This window comes from Collinsella sp. TF11-5AC, from assembly GCF_003436775.1.
In the GTDB taxonomy this organism is placed as follows: Bacteria; Actinomycetota; Coriobacteriia; order Coriobacteriales; family Coriobacteriaceae; genus Collinsella.
On the sequence record NZ_QSQO01000010.1, the window covers coordinates 1 to 16,715 of the forward strand.

At 61.8% G+C, this 16,715-nt stretch carries 13 protein-coding genes; 11 read left to right on the forward strand and 2 right to left on the reverse strand.

Annotated elements, in window-relative coordinates:
- The first annotated feature begins 431 nt into the window (after nucleotides 1-431).
- The 6 genes from DXD16_RS05840 to DXD16_RS05865 all read left to right on the forward strand — a co-directional run bounded on the left by DXD16_RS05840 (nucleotide 432) and on the right by DXD16_RS05865 (nucleotide 6,735).
- Nucleotides 432-827 (forward strand): helix-turn-helix domain-containing protein, encoded by a 396-nt coding sequence (locus tag DXD16_RS05840; RefSeq protein ID WP_117655433.1) that lies wholly within the window; start codon nucleotides 432-434, stop codon nucleotides 825-827.
- A gap of 287 nt (nucleotides 828-1,114) precedes the next feature.
- Nucleotides 1,115-3,997: a proton-conducting transporter membrane subunit gene (locus tag DXD16_RS05845; RefSeq protein ID WP_117655434.1), complete on the forward strand. Its 2,883-nt coding sequence runs from the start codon at nucleotides 1,115-1,117 to the stop codon at nucleotides 3,995-3,997.
- Between the two features lie 12 nt (nucleotides 3,998-4,009).
- Nucleotides 4,010-4,591 (forward strand): NADH-quinone oxidoreductase subunit B family protein, encoded by a 582-nt coding sequence (locus DXD16_RS05850; RefSeq protein ID WP_117655435.1) that lies wholly within the window; start codon nucleotides 4,010-4,012, stop codon nucleotides 4,589-4,591.
- On the forward strand, nucleotides 4,591-5,292 hold the full coding sequence (locus DXD16_RS05855) for an NADH-quinone oxidoreductase subunit C (protein WP_117655436.1): 702 nt from the start codon (nucleotides 4,591-4,593) through the stop codon (nucleotides 5,290-5,292). The genes DXD16_RS05850 and DXD16_RS05855 overlap by 1 nt, the downstream gene beginning before the upstream one ends.
- A gap of 5 nt (nucleotides 5,293-5,297) precedes the next feature.
- Nucleotides 5,298-6,386 (forward strand): nickel-dependent hydrogenase large subunit, encoded by a 1,089-nt coding sequence (locus DXD16_RS05860; RefSeq protein WP_117655437.1) that lies wholly within the window; start codon nucleotides 5,298-5,300, stop codon nucleotides 6,384-6,386.
- Nucleotides 6,387-6,393: 7 nt separating this feature from the next.
- Complete coding sequence (locus DXD16_RS05865; protein WP_117655438.1) at nucleotides 6,394-6,735, forward strand: 4Fe-4S dicluster domain-containing protein; 342 nt, start codon at nucleotides 6,394-6,396, stop codon at nucleotides 6,733-6,735.
- 799 nt (nucleotides 6,736-7,534) lie between these two features.
- On the opposite strand, the gene DXD16_RS05870 is transcribed toward DXD16_RS05865, so the two are convergent.
- Both DXD16_RS05870 and DXD16_RS05875 read right to left on the reverse strand, forming a co-directional pair.
- A complete protein-coding gene (locus tag DXD16_RS05870; protein ID WP_117655439.1) occupies nucleotides 7,535-8,164 on the reverse strand; it encodes a response regulator transcription factor in 630 nt (209 codons plus the stop codon).
- Nucleotides 8,161-9,351, reverse strand: a complete 1,191-nt coding sequence (locus DXD16_RS05875) for a sensor histidine kinase (RefSeq protein ID WP_158551607.1) — start codon at nucleotides 9,349-9,351, stop codon at nucleotides 8,161-8,163. Before DXD16_RS05875 ends, DXD16_RS05870 begins: the two co-directional genes overlap by 4 nt.
- Before the next feature lie 151 nt (nucleotides 9,352-9,502).
- Between DXD16_RS05875 and DXD16_RS05880 the strand changes: the two genes are divergently transcribed.
- The 5 genes from DXD16_RS05880 (at nucleotide 9,503) to DXD16_RS05900 (ending at nucleotide 16,474) form a co-directional block, all read left to right on the forward strand.
- A complete protein-coding gene (locus DXD16_RS05880; protein ID WP_117583676.1) occupies nucleotides 9,503-10,441 on the forward strand; it encodes an ABC transporter ATP-binding protein in 939 nt (312 codons plus the stop codon).
- A 9-nt stretch (nucleotides 10,442-10,450) separates the two neighbouring features.
- Complete coding sequence (locus DXD16_RS05885; protein WP_117583675.1) at nucleotides 10,451-11,638, forward strand: ABC transporter permease; 1,188 nt, start codon at nucleotides 10,451-10,453, stop codon at nucleotides 11,636-11,638.
- On the forward strand, nucleotides 11,625-12,830 hold the full coding sequence (locus tag DXD16_RS05890; RefSeq protein ID WP_117655441.1) for an ABC transporter permease: 1,206 nt from the start codon (nucleotides 11,625-11,627) through the stop codon (nucleotides 12,828-12,830). Before DXD16_RS05885 ends, DXD16_RS05890 begins: the two co-directional genes overlap by 14 nt.
- A 255-nt stretch (nucleotides 12,831-13,085) precedes the next feature.
- Complete coding sequence (locus DXD16_RS05895; protein WP_117655442.1) at nucleotides 13,086-13,799, forward strand: ABC transporter ATP-binding protein; 714 nt, start codon at nucleotides 13,086-13,088, stop codon at nucleotides 13,797-13,799.
- A gap of 8 nt (nucleotides 13,800-13,807) precedes the next feature.
- A complete protein-coding gene (locus tag DXD16_RS05900) occupies nucleotides 13,808-16,474 on the forward strand; it encodes an ABC transporter permease (protein ID WP_117655443.1) in 2,667 nt (888 codons plus the stop codon).
- The last annotated feature ends 241 nt before the right edge of the window (nucleotides 16,475-16,715 follow it).

Consider the following 16,715-nt stretch of genomic DNA (forward strand, 5'->3'; position numbering starts at 1 on the left):
ACCCTAAGAGCAAACCACCCCTTTTAGGGGTGGTTTTGATTCTCCTGGCCTGCTGCTGCCCCAGCTTCCCACCTAGCTTTCCAGCTTTCCACCTTAGGTGGTAAGTTAAGTGGAAAGCTGGAAAGCTAGGTGGAAAGCTGGAAAGTAAGTGGAAAGTTGACATGTAGGTGCGGGCTGAAGAGGGGTTAATAATTACACAAACCATACCAGCCAAACAAAAAGATACCAATCTGGTTGGTAAAACACCGTCAATGAGCCGCGAGCTAACTAGCTGCGTAAATAAAACCTAAAGAACTGTTGCAAATTAATGGCAAATGCCCAGATGCCGCCGTGCGATTTTCAATTAACTGTTACGCGCAAACAGCAAAATGCTACTATCTAACATGCACGTAAGAAAGCAGATTAACGGTTAAGGCTAAGAAGTGGCAGGTATGTCGGAAGCAACAAGGACTCGCACGCATGCGCCCGAGGTTAGGCAGCGCGCCGTCGAGGTCCTCCAAGAGGGGGTCGGTCATCGCGTCCTCGCCGCGGAGCTCGGCATTCCCCAGGCCACGGCTCGTCAGTGGGCCCGCGCATATGCCGTGGGCGGTGCCGACGCCGTTCTCAACGCCGGTTCGCATCATCACACCTATTCGTACGAAGTTAAGCTCGCCGTGGTCAAGGACCGCTTGGAAAACGGCTTAACGGTTCGCGAGGCCATGATCAAGCACAAGATTCCCAGTGAGTCTTCGGTCAAGGCTTGGTGCCGCCAGTATCGCGAGAGCGGTGAGTCCGCGCTGGTTGATAAGCCGCGCGGTCGCAAGCCGCGCGTTAAAAAGGCGGAATAGCGAACGGGATGGTGCGCCCACAGGGGCGCATTTTTCTTGCCGCGCCAACTTTTTGGACCGTCGTGAGCCTACTGGAACATCCTCCAAAGTGGTTAATAAACCGCGCGCAGTGGCCCGTGCGCCCGCCGCCGCGATAGGGGGAGCGTCGCCTCTCTGCTCCAAAGCGGACAGACTCGTTACCCCGTACGCCTAAAACTCCCCAGTTGACCGAAAACCCGCCGCCGCTACTCCTCAACTGAGCTATAACGTTAAACAATTGCAGCGTTTTTGCATGGGGGAGTGATGGTATGACGCTACTGTATTTCCTTACCCTGTTTCCGCTGGTACCGGCGCTGGGCATGCTGCTCGCGCGCGGTGACCGCGCCCGCGATGCGGTAGGGCTTGTAGGCTCTGGCATCATTATGGCGGTGACGGTTGTAGTCGCCGTCATGTTTTTTGGCACGGGCCCGCAGAGCTTCGAGGTTGCCCCCGGCACCTCGCATGTGCTCTCGATCGTCAGCTCCGTCATCGACGTGATCCTGTGCGCCGTCATCCTGTACAACGCGCGTAAATATAAGAGCACGCTCACCACGGTGCTCGGCGTGGTGCAGCTGGTGGGTTCGGTTGCCTTCGCTGCCATGACGCTGCCCGCGGCCGAGGTTGTCACCGCCACGCCGCTCTACCTGGATTACATGAGTGTGATCATGGTGCTTGCCGTCGGCATTGTCGGCAGCCTTATCTGCGTGTACGCCCTGGGCTACATGAAGGACTTCCAGGCCCACGACGAGCACGAGGCAGCGCTGCGCGGGCAGGCGGCGCCCGACCGACGCCCGCAGTTCCTGGCGCTTATGTTCCTGTTCCTCTCGGCCATGTTCGTCATCGTGACAAGCGACAACCTTGAGTGGCTGTTCTGTGGCTGGGAAATCACCACCGTGTGCTCGTTCCTCATGATTGGCTACACGCGCACGCCCGAGGCCATAAAAAACGCTTTCACCCAGATCATCCTCAACATGCTGGGCGGCATCGCGTTTTTGGCCGGACTCATGTACCTGCACGTTAACGGCATGCCGCTGACCATCTCGGGCATGATCGAGCTTTCCGGCGCCGGAACCGCGCAATCCGCGCTGCTGGTGATGCCGGTCCTGTTGCTGTCGCTTGCCGCGCTCACCAAGGCCGCACAGATGCCGTTCCACACTTGGCTATTGGGTGCCATGGTTGCCCCCACGCCCACGAGTGCCCTGCTGCACTCGTCAACCATGGTCAAAGCCGGCGTGTTCCTGATGGTCAAGCTGAGCCCGCTCTATGCCATCTATCCCGTGACCGGCTTTATGGTCACGAGTGTGGGTGCCATCACGTTTTTGCTCGCTGCCCTCATGGCCATCTCGCAGAGCAACGCCAAACGCGTGCTCGCGTACTCCACCATCTCCAACTTGGGCCTTATCAGCGCCTGCCTGGGCGTCGGCGCGCCCGAGGCCGTGTGGGCCGCGATCTTCCTGATCCTGTTCCACACGGTGGCCAAGTCGCTGCTGTTCCTGTGCGTGGGCACCGCCGAGCATCATATCGGTAGCCGCAATATCGAGGACATGGACGGCATGTTCAGCCGCATGCCGCACCTGACGCGCCTGATGATGCTGGGCATTATGGGCATGTTCGTGGCCCCGTTTGGCATGCTCGTGTCCAAGTGGGGCGCCCTGGTGGCGTTTGCCCAGACCGGCAACGTGCTCATGATCATGGTGCTTGCCTTTGGCTCGGCCGCGACGTTCTTCTTCTGGGGCAAGTGGCTTGCCAAGCTTTCGGGCGTCGACCCCACGGCTCAAAACGTTGAAGTCAATGTCCATAAGACCGAATGGATGGCGCTCAACACCATCGCCGCGCTGCTGATTCTGTGCTGCGTGGCGTTCCCGGTTATCTCGAGCGGTCTGGTATCGCCTTACTTGGCCATGGTGTTTGGTCGCGTGCCGTACGTTATTGGCAAGGACTCCATGTATCTGATGGTGGTTATCGTGGCGTTTATCGCCGTGGTGCTGCTGACTTCATTCCGCGTGAGCAACAAACCGCACGTAAACGTATATCTTTCGGGTGTGGGAACCGACAATTACCGCCATTTCCGCGGCTCGATGGGACGCGAGGTGAAGGCCGAAAAGCGCAATTGGTACTCGGTGGACGCCCTTGGCGAGAAGCGTATTGGCCCCGCGGGTAGCGTCGTGTGCTGCAGCATTATCTTGTTTGCGCTGCTGTGTTGCGCGTGGATTGGGCCCGAGCGGCTTGCCATGAGCGCGCCCTCGGTGTTGCGCGGCAAGTATTTTGAAGGTTCGGGTGTCGTGGGCATATTTATTGGCACCGTGGCGTTTGCCCTGCTGGCGCCGCTTGTGGGCGGTTTGATCGACGGCCTTGACCGCAAGCTTTCGGCCCGCATGCAGGGCCGTGTGGGTCCGCGCCTGCTGCAACCGTTCTACGACGTTGCCAAGCTGCTGCGCAAGGCCCCCGCCAGCGTAAACACCATGGACGATACCTACATGGCGTGCGCGCTCATCTTCACCGTCGTGGGCGGCGGCATCTTTGTGTCGGGCTCCAACACGCTGCTGTGCGCTTTTATGGTTACGCTCGCCGCGATCTTTGTGGTGCTGGCGTCCGCCTCGACGCAAAGCCCGTTTGCCCAGGTCGGTGCCGACCGCGAGTTGCTGCAGGTCATGAGCTACGAGCCCGCCGTTCTGCTGATGAGCGTGGGCCTGTACCTTGCCACCGATAGCTTTGATTCCATCGCCGTGACCGGACAGTCGGCGCCCATCATCGTGTACAGCGCGCCCATTTTCTTGGCGCTGCTTGCGGTGCTCACCATCAAGCTACGCAAGTCGCCGTTCGACCTTTCGTACTCGCATCACGCGCATCAGGAGATTGTCCAGGGCGTCGCCACCGAGATGAGCGGCGGCACACTGGCCAAGATGACCCTTATGCACTGGTGTGAGACCGTGCTGTTTTTGATGTGGGTGGGCATGTTCTTTGTTTGGGACAACCCGGTGAGCTGGGTCGTAGCCCTGGTCGTGATGGCCGCGACGTATTTTGTCGAGGTGCTGATCGACAACACCTTCGCACGCAGCACCTGGCGCAGCTGCTTTAAGCTCGGCTGGGGCGTGGCGCTGGTGTTTGGCCTGCTCAACCTTATGCCCATCCTCGTCGACGTGTTTATTTAGGAGGCGGCATCCATGGATCATAAAATGTCGCGCTCGCCGTGGGTTATTCATTACGACGGCTCGAGCTGCAACGGATGCGATATCGAGGTGCTGGCCTCGCTCACGCCGCTGTTCGATGCGGAGCGCTTTGGCGTGGTCAACACCGGCAACCCCAAGCATGCGGATATCTTTTTGGTGACGGGGTCGGTCAATGCCCAGAACCTGCCCGTCGTGCGTCAGATTTACAACCAGATGCTCGAGCCCAAGTGCGTGGTGGCCTGCGGTATCTGCGCATGCTCGGGCGGCGTATTCCGCGATGCCTATAACGTGATCGGTGGCGTGGACCGCGCGATTCCCGTGGACGTGTACGCGCCCGGATGCGCCATTCGCCCCGAGACCGTGATCGATGCCATCGTGGAGGCGTGCGGCATCCTGGACCAGAAGGAGGCCGTGATGCGTGCCGGCGGCGACCCGCTTACCGTAGGCGGCGCTGCTACCTGGGATGGTGGCGTTGAGCTGGGCGAGGACGGGTTTGTGGCTGCTGCGGGTGCCGGGGCCGGTGTCGACGCAGGCACGGCTGACGGTGCGCCCGCCGCTGCAAAGGAGGCCGAGTAATGCAAAAGGCTATCTATACCACCGTTGGGATCGACGAGCTCCTGTCGCATGTCCAGGCGCTCAAGGGCGTCGGCGCGCGCTTTGTGCAGATGCACGCCGAGCGCAACGTCGACGACGGCACGTATCGTCTGGTCTATACGTTTATCAACGTTCATGCTGCTCAGGAGCATATTGCGCAGGACGGCAGCTATGCGATTGAGAACCTGGTAGTCGAGGGAATCGACCGGTACCAGGAGATTCCGTCCATCAGCTCGTATTATCCGGCGGTATTCCCGTTTGAAAATGAGGTCCACGACCTATTCGGTCTTGCCATCACCGATATGCAGATCGACTTTAAGGGCTTTTTCTACCAGGTCTCGACCGCTGAACCCATGAGCGTTATCACGCCCGAGGTGAAGGCCGCGCGCGAGAAGGCCATGAAGGTCCGCGCGGCCGCCGAGGCCAAGGCGCGCAAGGCCGCGGCCGAAAAGGCCGCCGCTGCTGCGGCTGCTGCAGGGGAGGGTGCTGCGAGCGCTGCTGCCGCCCAGCCCGCAGCGGCTGCCGGCTCCGATGCTCAGCATGACGATGCCGCTGCGAAGGCCGCGCTCAAGGCCGCCGAGATGGAGGCAAAGCTCGCCGCCATGGATCCCGAGAAAGCGGCCAAAGTCCGCGCGGCGCTTGCCGCCAAGGCCGCCCGCGACAAGCAGAAAGAGGAGGCGTAAGGTCCATGGCACATCGCTCCGTTATTCCGTTTGGCCCGCAGCACCCGGTGCTGCCCGAGCCGCTTCATCTGGATCTGGTGATCGAGGACGACCGCGTTATCGAGGCAATTCCGCAGATCGGCTTTGTGCACCGCGGGCTCGAGAAGCTCACCGAAAAGCGCGACATGCATCAGTTTGGCTACATCGCCGAGCGCATCTGCGGCATCTGCGCCGTGGGCCACAGCTGCGGCTATGCCGGCGCCTGCGAGCGCATGCTCGACATCGAGGTGCCCGGCCGCGTGCGGTATATCCGCACCATTTTGCACGAGCTTTCGCGCATCCACTCGCACCTGCTGTGGCTGGGCCTGCTCGCCGATGCCTTTGGCTTCGAGGCGCTGTTCTATCGGTCGTGGACCCTGCGCGAGCAGATTCTCAAGATCTTCGAGAGCACCTGCGGCGGCCGCGTGATCCTTTCGATTAACGAGATCGGCGGCCTTAAGCACGACATCGAGGACTCCGAGCTGGCGGGTATTGTCCAGACGCTCGATGCCATGCGTCCCGACTACGAGGCCCTGGTGCATACGTTTTTGGACGACGACAGCTGCGGCGAGCGCCTGCATGGCGTGGGCGTGATTAGCAAGAAGGACGCGCTGGACCTATCGATGGTCGGTCCGTTCGGCCGCGCCTCGGGCGTGGATTACGACGTGCGCATGCTCGGCGACGGCGCCTATGCGGATCTGGCCGCGTTTGAGCCCATCGTGGCGACCGACGGCGACTGCTATGCCCGCTGCCAGGTGCGTTGTGCCGAGGTCACCCAGGCCATGGACATTATCAAGGAGCTTGTGGGCAAGATTCCGCACGATGGCATCGGTGGACGCACCAAGCTCACGCCGACCGACGGCGCGCGTGGCGAGGTTGTGATTGAGCAGCCGCGCGGCGAGGCGTACTACTATGTACGCGGCAACGGCACTAAGAACCTGGACCGCTTCCGCGTGCGCACGCCGACGTCGCAGAACCTGGCAGGTCTGACGCATGCGCTGCAGGGTGTGCTCCTTGCCAACGTGCCCATGATTATCCTGACCATCGACCCCTGCATTAGCTGCACGGAAAGGTAGGCGCGGCATGAGTTTACTGACATTTGCCAAGACGGCCTTGGGTTCTATGGTCAAGCAGCCGGTAACGGTGTGCTATCCGCAGGAGAAGCTGACGGCGCCCGAGCGCTTGCGCGGGCATATCGTCAACGACATGGACGTGTGCATCTGCTGCGGCATGTGCGCGCGGCGTTGCCCGGCGGGCGCGCTCGCGGTCGATCGCAAGGGCGGTACCTGGTCGATTGACCCGTACGCCTGCGTGGTGTGCGGCGAGTGCATCGAAAGCTGCCCCAAACATTGCCTGAGCATGGACACCGCCCGTACTCCGGTTGCGGCGGACAAGACTCCCACGGTAGAAACTAAGCCGGAGTAGCGCAGGAGTAGAACTGGAATAGGGGCCGGCGGGGCAAAAATGCCCCGCCGGCCCCGCGTGCAAACGCGCGGTTGAGCCGCCGCGAACAAAACTATGCCGTATTACGGGACTGGATAGCGAACCTCCGACCATACAGAAAATCGCAAAAACAAACCCGCAGGTAGATAGCCTGTTGTTTTTCAAAAATAGGGGGTATGGATGAGGGCTCCGACTTTAGCTCCGTAATCCGGCGTAGTTTTGGAATGGCAGCATATCCGTAACAGCCCTTTAACTCCCGTGGACGGAGGAAAACGGACTATTTTGGCCTCGCGAGGGCTATCGCGTGACTCGTCTGCCACGAAATGGGCCCATCTACTACGTTTAGGCGGCAGCCCTCGACCACGGCAAGCAATGCGAAATGAAAACCGCAGGTAGAACGCCTGCGGTTTTTCATGAAACGCGGCTATGGTCAGGGGTATCGGGTCAAACGTAGTAGATGGGCCGATTTCGTGATGGGCGCCGTCAGCCGATCTCCGTGGGCGGAAGAAAACGGATCATTTTGGTCTCGCGAGGTTTGCGGAGGCACTCGTGCAGGGCCGTCGCGAATAAAACTATGTCGGTTTACTACGATGAATTCGGCATTCCCGACCATGACTGCATTTTTCTAAATATTGCAAGCGTTCTACCTGCGGTTTTGGAAGCGCGCAATTTGCCGTGGTCGAAGGTGGTCGATTCATCGTAGTAAACCGACATAGTTTTGAAATGGCATTAAATCGGTGGCAGCCATTTTACTTTGCCGGGGTGGTCGGTTGTTGGGTAATTACCCTCGCAGGTAGGCGATGGCGATTTGCGTACGGTTGCGCAGGCCCATTTTGGCCAGGATCGAGCTGATGTGGTTGCGCACCGTGCCTTCTCCCATATAAGCCGTGGCGGCAATCTCCTTGTTATCGAGGCCGCGGGCGATGAGCTCGGCGACTTCGAACTCGCGGTCGGTCAGACCGGCAAAGGCCGCGGGCCGGCGAGTCGCACCGGCCTCAGCGTTCGCCCCATCAAAATCGACATCTTCGATCGCCTTGCCCTCGAGCACGCGTTTGCCATCCATGACCTGCGCCAACGCTGGCGGAATGGCGGCGACATCGGTCTTGATCAGGTAACCGCGGGCGCCCAGCTTGAGCGCCGACACAATGTACTCGTCATCCGAGAATGTCGTCAGAAACACCACGCGTGCCGCGGGGTCGTGCTCAAGGATCTCGCGCGCCGCCGAAAGGCCGTCGCGCCCCGGCATCTGAATGTCGAGCAGCGCGATATCGGGTGCGAGTTCGGCGTAGAGTGCCACCGCGTCGTTGCCGTCGGCTCCGGTGCCCACTACCTCGATCTGCGTTTGGGCGCCCAGGATAATCTTGAGCGAATCGACCACTAGGCGGTCGTCGTCGACAACGATGAGCCTCATCGGCCCTCATCTCCTTGCTGTTTGGGAACGGTGGCGAACACACGCCAGCCGCCGGCACCGGCGCGCGGACCGGCGGTGAAGGTGCCGCCAAGCGCCTCGACGCGCTCGCGCATGGAGCCGAGCCCCATGCCTTCTGCGACGTTGCTGCTGCTCGCCGGGGTCGCGTCCGCGCCATTATCGGTAACGATGAGCTGGTAAAACGACGGATGCTCCATGCACCGCACGGTAACGGCATTGGCATGGGCGTGGCGCATGGCGTTGGAAAGCGCCTCGCGAAGGACCGCCGCAAAGCAGTTGGCGACATTTGCGGGCGCATGTTCGGTCATAACTTCAAGCTCAATCTGCGGGCCGCCGTCCGAGCGCGCGCCTTCAACAATGCGTTCGAGCTGCACGGAAAGGTCGACAGCGTTGTCGTTGAGCGCATGGACGCTAGTACGCACAAGTTGGAGCGCCTCGTCAACCGTGCGTTTGACGTCGGCGAAATCGGCGGCGACGCCGGGCTCGTCGGCGTGGATCACGCGCAGGGCTTCGGCTTGTAGCGAGGCACGCGTGAGCTGGTGTCCGACGTTATCGTGGATCTCGCGCGCGATGCGGGCGCGTTCGGCGAGCGTCGCGAGCTCGACTTCGTAGTCCTGGCGGTCGGCAAGATCGCGGTTGCGCGCTTCGAGCGCGAGGGCTCGTTCCTGCAGCTCGTCGCGGGTACGGCGCATGCGTTCCTGTTCGCGCTCCAGCTGCGCGGTGCGCAGTGACAGCAACGTGGCGGCGACCGAAAGAATGGCGGTTAGCAGCAGCGTTCGGGTGGTGAGCGCGCCGCAGCGAAGGTCCGTGGCAAGTGCGCAGGCAAACACGGAGCCAATTGCCAGCGCGGGCCAGATGCGTTCACGGCGCACGCGTCGCGCGATGTCATAGAGGGCGAGAGGTGCGAACGGCACAAACGGCGGCACGAAGACAGCCGCGATGACGTAGGCGTAGCTGCCGGCCTCGCTGGCGCGACGGGCGCGTTCTCCCTGCGCGACCTCGGCCAGCGCGGCGATGACAACGCCAAGGCAAAACGCCGCGACCAGGCGAGCATCCACAGCAAGGCCCGTGGCGGCTGCGATGCAGCACGCCAGCACGATCGATTTGTCGAATAGCCTGTTCATACGGGTATTGTACGCGATGCCGCGCACGGGGGAGGCGCCACTCAAAGCAAGCGTGACATTCCTCCCACGCGGCGGGGCGGTCACGTCAGCAGGCTACGCGACCGCCCCGCACTCGTGACAAAGCTCACTGGTGCGCGCCGTCAGCTCCTGCGATGATGCAATCGTACCGGGCCGCAAGCAACAGAAGGGCCGCCTCATGACAGACATCGTCCACGTCGAAAACCTCGTCAAGCGCTACGACGATCTTATTGCGCTCGACCACTTTAACCTGAACATCGCCCCCGGCGAGATTTTTGGCCTGCTGGGCCCCAACGGCTCGGGCAAGACCACGTCCATCAACTGCATCCTGCAGCTGCTCGCCTACGACAAGGGCACCATCGAGCTGTTCGGCGAGCGCATGACGCCCGCCCGCTACGACCTCAAGCGCCGCATCGGTGTGGTGCCGCAGCAGGTGGCGGTGTTCGACGAGCTCACCGTGCGCGAGAACATCGACTATTTCTGCAGTCTCTACGTCAACGACCGCAAGCGCCGCCGCGCGCTGGTGGACGAGGCGATCGACTTTGTCGGCCTGGGCGACTTTACCAAGTTCCGCCCCGGCAAGCTCTCGGGCGGCCTGACGCGTCGTCTCAACATTGCCTGCGGCATCGCGCACAAGCCCGAGCTCATCTTTTTTGACGAACCCACGGTGGCGGTCGACCCGCAAAGCCGCAACGCCATCCTGGAGGGCATCTGCCGCCTGCGCGACGAGGGCGCCACGGTGGTGTATACCAGCCATTACATGGAGGAAGTCGAGCAGATCTGCAGCCGCATTATGATCATGGACGGCGGCCGCGTGCTGGCGCAGGGCACTAACGACGAGCTCAAGCGCATGATTCAGATGGGCGAGAAGATTGTAATCGAGGTCGGCGAGGTTCCGAGTGCGGCGCTCGGTGCCGTCGCAAGCCTGCCGCACGTTCTGGACCTTTCGGCAACGGCGGGACAGCTCACGTTTTCGTGCGAAGCGAGCCCGCACAACCTGACGGACATTCTCGATGCGCTGCGCTCGCATGACGTGCCGCTCGGCCGCATCTATTCCGAACCGCCGACCCTCAACGACGTGTTCCTCGAGATCACCGGCCGCGAGCTGCGCGACTAGGGGGCGGCCATGTTCAACACCATCATCACCACGGTCAAGACGCTGCTGCGCCGGCCGAGCACGTGGGTCTGGGGCGCTCTCTTTCCTATCGCGCTTTCCACGATGTTCATGTTTATGTTTGCGAACCTCAGCTCCGACGGCACGGTCGACCCGGTGCCGGTTGCCGTCGTGGCGGACGAGGCCTGGGATGCCTCGACCTTTAAGGATGTGGCAGCTTCGCTTGCCAAGGCAGGCGACGACCAGCTGCTCGATGTGAGCGAGTACGAAGACTTGGCTGCCGCGCGCAAAGCGCTCAAGGCCGGCGAGGTCGCGGGCATCTATACGGTTGATGCCGCGGGCACGCCCAGGCTCACGCTGCTATCGAGTTACGACAGCTCGCGCGCCTCGTCGGTGCTTACCGACCGCAGCATCCTTGAAACGGTGGCAAGCTCGTATACGCAAAATGCCGAGCTCATGTCCCAGATTGCCCAGGACAACCCGGCGGCGCTCGCCGATCCGGCGGCGGTTGCGCGCGCCCTGTCGCTCGAGGGCGGAACCCGCCGCGTGAGCCTGACTCGTGCCACGCCCGATGGCACGGTCATCTACTATTACGCGCTTTTTGGCCTGGTCGCGATGATGTCTGCCGAGTTTGCCGCCTTGAGCGTCGTCGATTTGCAGCCCAATCTGTCCGGCCTCGGCGCGCGCCGCTGCGTGGGCGGTCTTTCCAAGACGGCGTCGCTGGCCGGCATTTTTGTCGGCTCGTGGCTGGTTTCCTTTGCATCGATGGCGGTTGCGATCGGCTACGTGCGCCTGGTCGTGGGCGTCGACTTTGGCGGGCGAGAGGGGTTGTGCCTGCTGGGCGGGGCTGCATCCGCGCTTGCCGCCACGGGCCTGGGGCTTTTTGTGGGCACGCTTCCCGTTAAGGGCGGCAAGGCATCCAAGTCGGGCATCCTCACGGGCTTTGCCACCACGTGCGCCCTGTTCGCCGGCCTCTACGGCGAGCCGGCGATGGCGCTTGCCGACGACGTCGCCCGCGCTTGTCCGGTCGAGTGCTGGCTCAACCCCGTCAAGCTCATCTGCGACATGTTCAATCGCCTGTATTTCTTTGAGGACCTGGGGCCCTTCGCTGTTCGCGCCGGCGCGCTCGTCCTGATGGCCCTGGTGTTTGTCGCCGCCGCTACGCTGATCTTTGGAAGGAGCCGCTATGAGCACCTTTAAGACCGCGCTTCGCATGGCGCTGGCGCACCCGTTCTACCTGCTCATCTATACGGTGTTCATCTCGCTCATGGGCGTATTCATCGCGGCTTCGGTGAGCTGGAACTCGTCGCAGCTTACCGAGTACAAGCCCTACGACACCAACGTGATCGTGGTCGACCGCGACGATAGCGACCTTTCGCGGGCGCTTACCAAGCACCTGGGCTCACGCTTTGACCTGGTCACGGGCGTCGGCGACGACACATACGACCTTGCTGACGCGCTCTCCAAGAGCAACAGCGCCAAAGGCAGCGCCGACTGCGTGTTCTTTATCCCGGAGGGGTTTGAGGACGATCTTGTTGCAGCCGCCCGCGCGGGGGAGTCCCTGCCCAAGCTCGATGTGACCTACGGTGCCGGCACCATGGCGGCGGCGCTTTCGTCTGCCGAGGCCTCGCGATGGATCTCGCTCGCGGGCGCTGCGGCCGCACTAGAGCCCGCTGCCTCCAACGGCGACGTCGCAAGGGCCGCCGAGCACGCGGCCGCAAAGCGCGCGGAGGTCCAGATCGAGCAGGTCAAGGTCGACTCGACTGCTGCTACCACGCTCGAGTCGTACTTCAACTTTGGCGCGTACGCGATCATCTCGTCGGTCATCGTGTCGGTGGGACTGGTGTTCTCGGGCATGAACGAGCCCGAGCGCGTGCGCCGCATGGATGCCAGCCCGGTCTCTGAGCGCCAGCGTTCGCTCGCTGTGTTCGCGGCCGCCGCCGTGCTCACCGTCTGCATCTGGCTCGTGTCGAGCATGATGGGCGTCGTGGGCTTTGCCAGCGCGGTTGCCGAGGTCGGCGTGGGTCGCGTGTGCCTGGCGCTGGCGGCAACGTTTGCCCTGGCGTGCACGCCGCTGGCCGTTGGCTTTACGCTGTCGAGCCTGGGCGCGCGCGAGGAGCTGCTCAACGGTGTGGGCAACCTGCTCGGCATGCTCATGACGTTTTTGGGCGGCGCCTGGATGCCACTGTCGCTCATGGGCTCGGCCGTGCAGACGGTGGCGCACTTTGTGCCGACGTATTGGGTGAACGACGCGATCGGCAAGGCGCTCGCCGCGGACCTGACGTCCACCGTGCTGGGCGACATCGCCTGCGATCTGGGCGTCACGGTGCTCTTTGCCGCGGCCATCGCCGCCGTAGGCCTAGCCCTCGCGCACAACAAATCCCACGCCTAGCCACCTAGTCATTGGGGACAGTCTTTGCCGATTCGCCGGCAGGGCTGGCAGGGACTGTCCCAATATGTCGGCACTTGGGGACGCTCCTTTCCTGCCGGCACTCATTGGGGACAGACTTAAATGAGCGATTTCACTCATTTAAGTCTGTCCCCAATGAGTAGGTTGGAAAAAAGTCGCGCACGTCGCTTAAAAATAGTTCGCCCAGGTTTACTATTACCCTAGAAAAGTAGCAGAAGGCTAACAACGGGGGATAACATGGCGACAAAGCAAGCCTATGTCCAGGTCAAAGGGCTCAAGAAACACTATGGCGACGGTGATGCGCGCCTGACGGTGCTCGATGGCATCGACACGTCCATCAACCGCGGCGAGATCTGCGTCATGCTGGGACCCTCGGGCTCGGGCAAGTCGACCTTTCTCAACCTCATTGGCGGCCTGGAGGATGCCGACGGCGGCTCCATCATGGTGGACGGCTGCGACCTCACCGCGCTCAAGCCTGCCGATCTGGGCGAGTACCGCCGCCGCGAGCTGGGCTTTGTCTTCCAGTTCTACAACCTGGTGCCCGACCTTACCATCAAGGAAAACATCGAGGTCACGGCGCACCTGTCCAAAAACCCGCTCAATGTCGACGACCTGCTGCGTTCGCTGGGCCTCTACGAGCACCGCAACAAGTTCCCACGCCAGGTCTCGGGCGGCCAGCAGCAGCGCTGCGCCATCGGCCGTGCACTCGTCAAAAACCCAGGCCTGCTGCTGTGCGACGAGCCCACGGGCGCGCTTGACTACAAGACGTCCAAGGAAATCTTGCAGCTCATGGAGGATGTCAACCGCACCTACGACTGCACCATCATCATTGTCACCCACAATGCCGCCATCGCGCGCATGGCAAATCGCGTGCTGCGCCTGCGCGACGGGCGCATCGTCGAGGATGAGCTCAATGAGTCACCCGTCGCGGCCGCCGAGCTCGATTGGTAGGCGGCGCCATGACACCTCTCGCAAAACGTCTCCCGCGCGAGCTGCGTCGCAATATCGGCAAGTACCTGGGCATCTTTTTGCTTATGTGCGGAAGCATCGCCCTTACCTCGGGCTTTTTGCTCGCGGCGCATTCCATCGGCTGCCTCATTGACGACATGCGCGATGCATACACGATCGAGGACGGCCGCGTGACTACCTCCTTCGAGGCTACCAAAGACCAGCTCAAGGCCGCCGAGGATGCAGCCGGCGACGTCGGCGGCGTTACGTTCTACAAGAACTTCTCTATCGACGTCATCATCAAAAAGGCGGCTGGCGACGACGGCACCAAGCGCACCCTGCGCACCTACGCGCATCGCACCAAGGTTGACATTGCGTCCTACTGCGAAGGCAGGCAGCCCAAGACGGACGATGAAGTGGCAATCGACCGTGTCTTCGCCACCAACAACGACCTCGCCGTGGGCGATAAGGTCGAGCTTGAGGGCCGCACCTACACCATCTGCGGCATCATGACCCAGCCCGATAGCCAGGCGTTGTTCCTCGACAATTCGGACTTTACGGTGAACACCATCACGTACGGCGTGGCCGAGGTCACCGACGCCGGCTTTGCCGCGCTTGAGGACGCCGGCGGCGCGCCTGCCTACACCTACTCCTTTACCTTTACCGATCGCGACCTCCCCACCGCGGACCGCATCGATGCGGAGCAGGATATGGTCGAGGCGCTGACCGATGCCGATGCGCGCGTGGACGATCTGATCGATGCCGATTCCAACCAGGGCATTGGCTATGCGCGCGACGACGTGGACGGCGACTCCATGATGTGGATGACGTTGCTCGACATCATCATCGTGATCATGGCGTTTGTCTTTGTGGTGCTCACCGACGCCACCATCGAGGAGGAGAGCGCCATTATCGGCACGCTGCTCGCCAGCGGCTATCGCCGCCGCGAGATCGTGCTGCACTACCTGGCACTTCCCGCCATCGTGGGCGTGGTCGCGGCGCTTTTGGGCACCGCACTCGGCGTTGCGTTCTTTACCGAGCCCATGCGCGGTCTCTACTACGGCTCGTACAGCCTGCCGCCCTTCCAGGTGTACTGGAGCTGGGAGATCTTCGTGAAGTGTGCCGTGGTTCCCGCCGCCGCGCTCATTCTCATCACGCTGGTGGGCCTGCTTCGCAAGATGGGCAAGACGCCGTTGCAGTTCCTTCGTCACGAGGCGAGCGGCAAATCGGGCACCAAGCGCGGTCTGCGGCTGCCGGAGCGCATGGGCTTTGTCTCGCGCTTCCGCCTGCGCGTCTTCCTGCGCAACCTGGGCAACTTCGCCACGCTCTTCGTGGGCATTGCGTTTGCCTCGCTGCTGCTGCTCTTTGGCCTGGCGATTCTGCCCACGATGACGCACTACGCGGACAACCTCGAGACGAGCCTGGTCGCCGAGCACCAGTACACGCTTAAGGCTCCGCTGGAGCTCGAGGGCACTGCCGAGGAGCGCGAGCAGTGGTCGGCACTCGAGCGCTTGCAGTCGGTTGACGGCGCGCTGCTTTCCGCCGCCCAGGATGCCGATGACGAGCTTGACGACGCGGCCGATGCGGCGCAGGCGGCGACCGATGCCGCGACTGCATCTCCGTCTGCCGAGAGCTTGGCCGCGGCGCAGGATGCGCTTGCCAAGGTCCAGGACAAGAAGGATGCGCTCTACGCGCGCCTTGACGATCTTGCCGATGCCCTCGGCTGCAACCGCGACGAGGCTATCGACCTGATCGACAAGGCCTCTAAGATCGACACCGACAACGATGACATTCACCCGGTTAACACGACCGACAACGGTGCGACCAAGATTGCACAGGCCGAGAAATACGCTGTCTACCAGCTGCAGTACGATCGCGGCGACGGAAACGGCGAGGAGACAATTTCTGTCTACGGCATCTCGGCAAGCTCGCGCTACTGGAAGGGTCTCAACATCGGCGACGGACACGTCGTCTTTGGCGGCGGCCTGCTCGATAAGTTTGGCTGGAGCGAGGGCCAGAAGGTCACACTCAGCGATAAGTACGAGGGCGAGCATTATTCCCTTGAGTACGCGGGCAAGGACTATGCCTGGGGCTCCAAGTCGGACATGAATATCTATATGAGTATCGATGACTTTAACGAGCTGTTCGACAACGATGCCGCCTACTTTAACGGCTATGTGAGCGACGAGAAGCTCGACCTCGACGCGCGCTACTTTGCCGGCGACACCACGCCCGACGACATGCGCGCCGTGGGCGACCAGTTCATCGGCATGATGAGCAAAATGATCGGCATGATGGTCGGGCTCGCGGTGTTTATCTTCCTGCTGTTTATGTACCTGCTGACCAAGGCCGTGATCGACCACAGCGCCCGTTCGATCAGCTATATGAAAGTCTTTGGCTATCGAGATAGCGAGATCTCGCATCTGTACATCCGCTCGATCACGCTGTGCGTGGCGGCGTCGCTCGTGCTGAGCCTGCCGGTGATCATCGGCTCGCTCACGGCCATCTTCCGCTCTATGCTGCTCGCCTATAACGGCAATATCGAGATTTACGTGCCGACCTGGTCCATGGCGGCATGCGTCGGCATTGGCTTTGCGACCTACCTGGTCGTGGCGTTGCTACACACGCGCTCTATCAAGCGCGTCAGCCTGGCCGAGGCCCTCAAAGTCCAAGAGTAGTCATCGGGGACGTTCTTAAACGACTAGCCATTGGGGACAGTCTTTGCCGATTCGCCGGCTCGCCGGCCGGGCTGGCAAGGACTGTCCCCAACTGCCGGAAGGGAGGCACTCATTTAAGTCCGTCCCCAATGAGTGGTTTCAGTCATTTAAGTCTGTCCCCAATGAGTGCCTAACGACTCGGTGTTGCGCTTGACTTCGACCCTACTTCAACGGGTACCATCCTCTTATGTCTGTAACGCCA

What these genes read in the sequence shown, in the direction of transcription:
- DXD16_RS05840 (WP_117655433.1), top strand. Translation starts at nt 432, where the DNA reads ATGTCGGAAGCAACAAGGACTCGCACGCATGCGCCCGAGGTTAGGCAG.
- DXD16_RS05900 (WP_117655443.1), top strand. Translation starts at nt 13,808, where the DNA reads ATGACACCTCTCGCAAAACGTCTCCCGCGCGAGCTGCGTCGCAATATC.
- DXD16_RS05845 (WP_117655434.1), top strand. Translation starts at nt 1,115, where the DNA reads ATGACGCTACTGTATTTCCTTACCCTGTTTCCGCTGGTACCGGCGCTG.
- DXD16_RS05880 (WP_117583676.1), top strand. Translation starts at nt 9,503, where the DNA reads ATGACAGACATCGTCCACGTCGAAAACCTCGTCAAGCGCTACGACGAT.
- DXD16_RS05860 (WP_117655437.1), top strand. Translation starts at nt 5,298, where the DNA reads ATGGCACATCGCTCCGTTATTCCGTTTGGCCCGCAGCACCCGGTGCTG.
- DXD16_RS05885 (WP_117583675.1), top strand. Translation starts at nt 10,451, where the DNA reads ATGTTCAACACCATCATCACCACGGTCAAGACGCTGCTGCGCCGGCCG.
- DXD16_RS05870 (WP_117655439.1), bottom strand. Translation starts at nt 8,164, where the DNA reads ATGAGGCTCATCGTTGTCGACGACGACCGCCTAGTGGTCGATTCGCTC.
- DXD16_RS05865 (WP_117655438.1), top strand. Translation starts at nt 6,394, where the DNA reads ATGAGTTTACTGACATTTGCCAAGACGGCCTTGGGTTCTATGGTCAAG.
- DXD16_RS05890 (WP_117655441.1), top strand. Translation starts at nt 11,625, where the DNA reads ATGAGCACCTTTAAGACCGCGCTTCGCATGGCGCTGGCGCACCCGTTC.
- DXD16_RS05855 (WP_117655436.1), top strand. Translation starts at nt 4,591, where the DNA reads ATGCAAAAGGCTATCTATACCACCGTTGGGATCGACGAGCTCCTGTCG.
- DXD16_RS05895 (WP_117655442.1), top strand. Translation starts at nt 13,086, where the DNA reads ATGGCGACAAAGCAAGCCTATGTCCAGGTCAAAGGGCTCAAGAAACAC.
- DXD16_RS05850 (WP_117655435.1), top strand. Translation starts at nt 4,010, where the DNA reads ATGGATCATAAAATGTCGCGCTCGCCGTGGGTTATTCATTACGACGGC.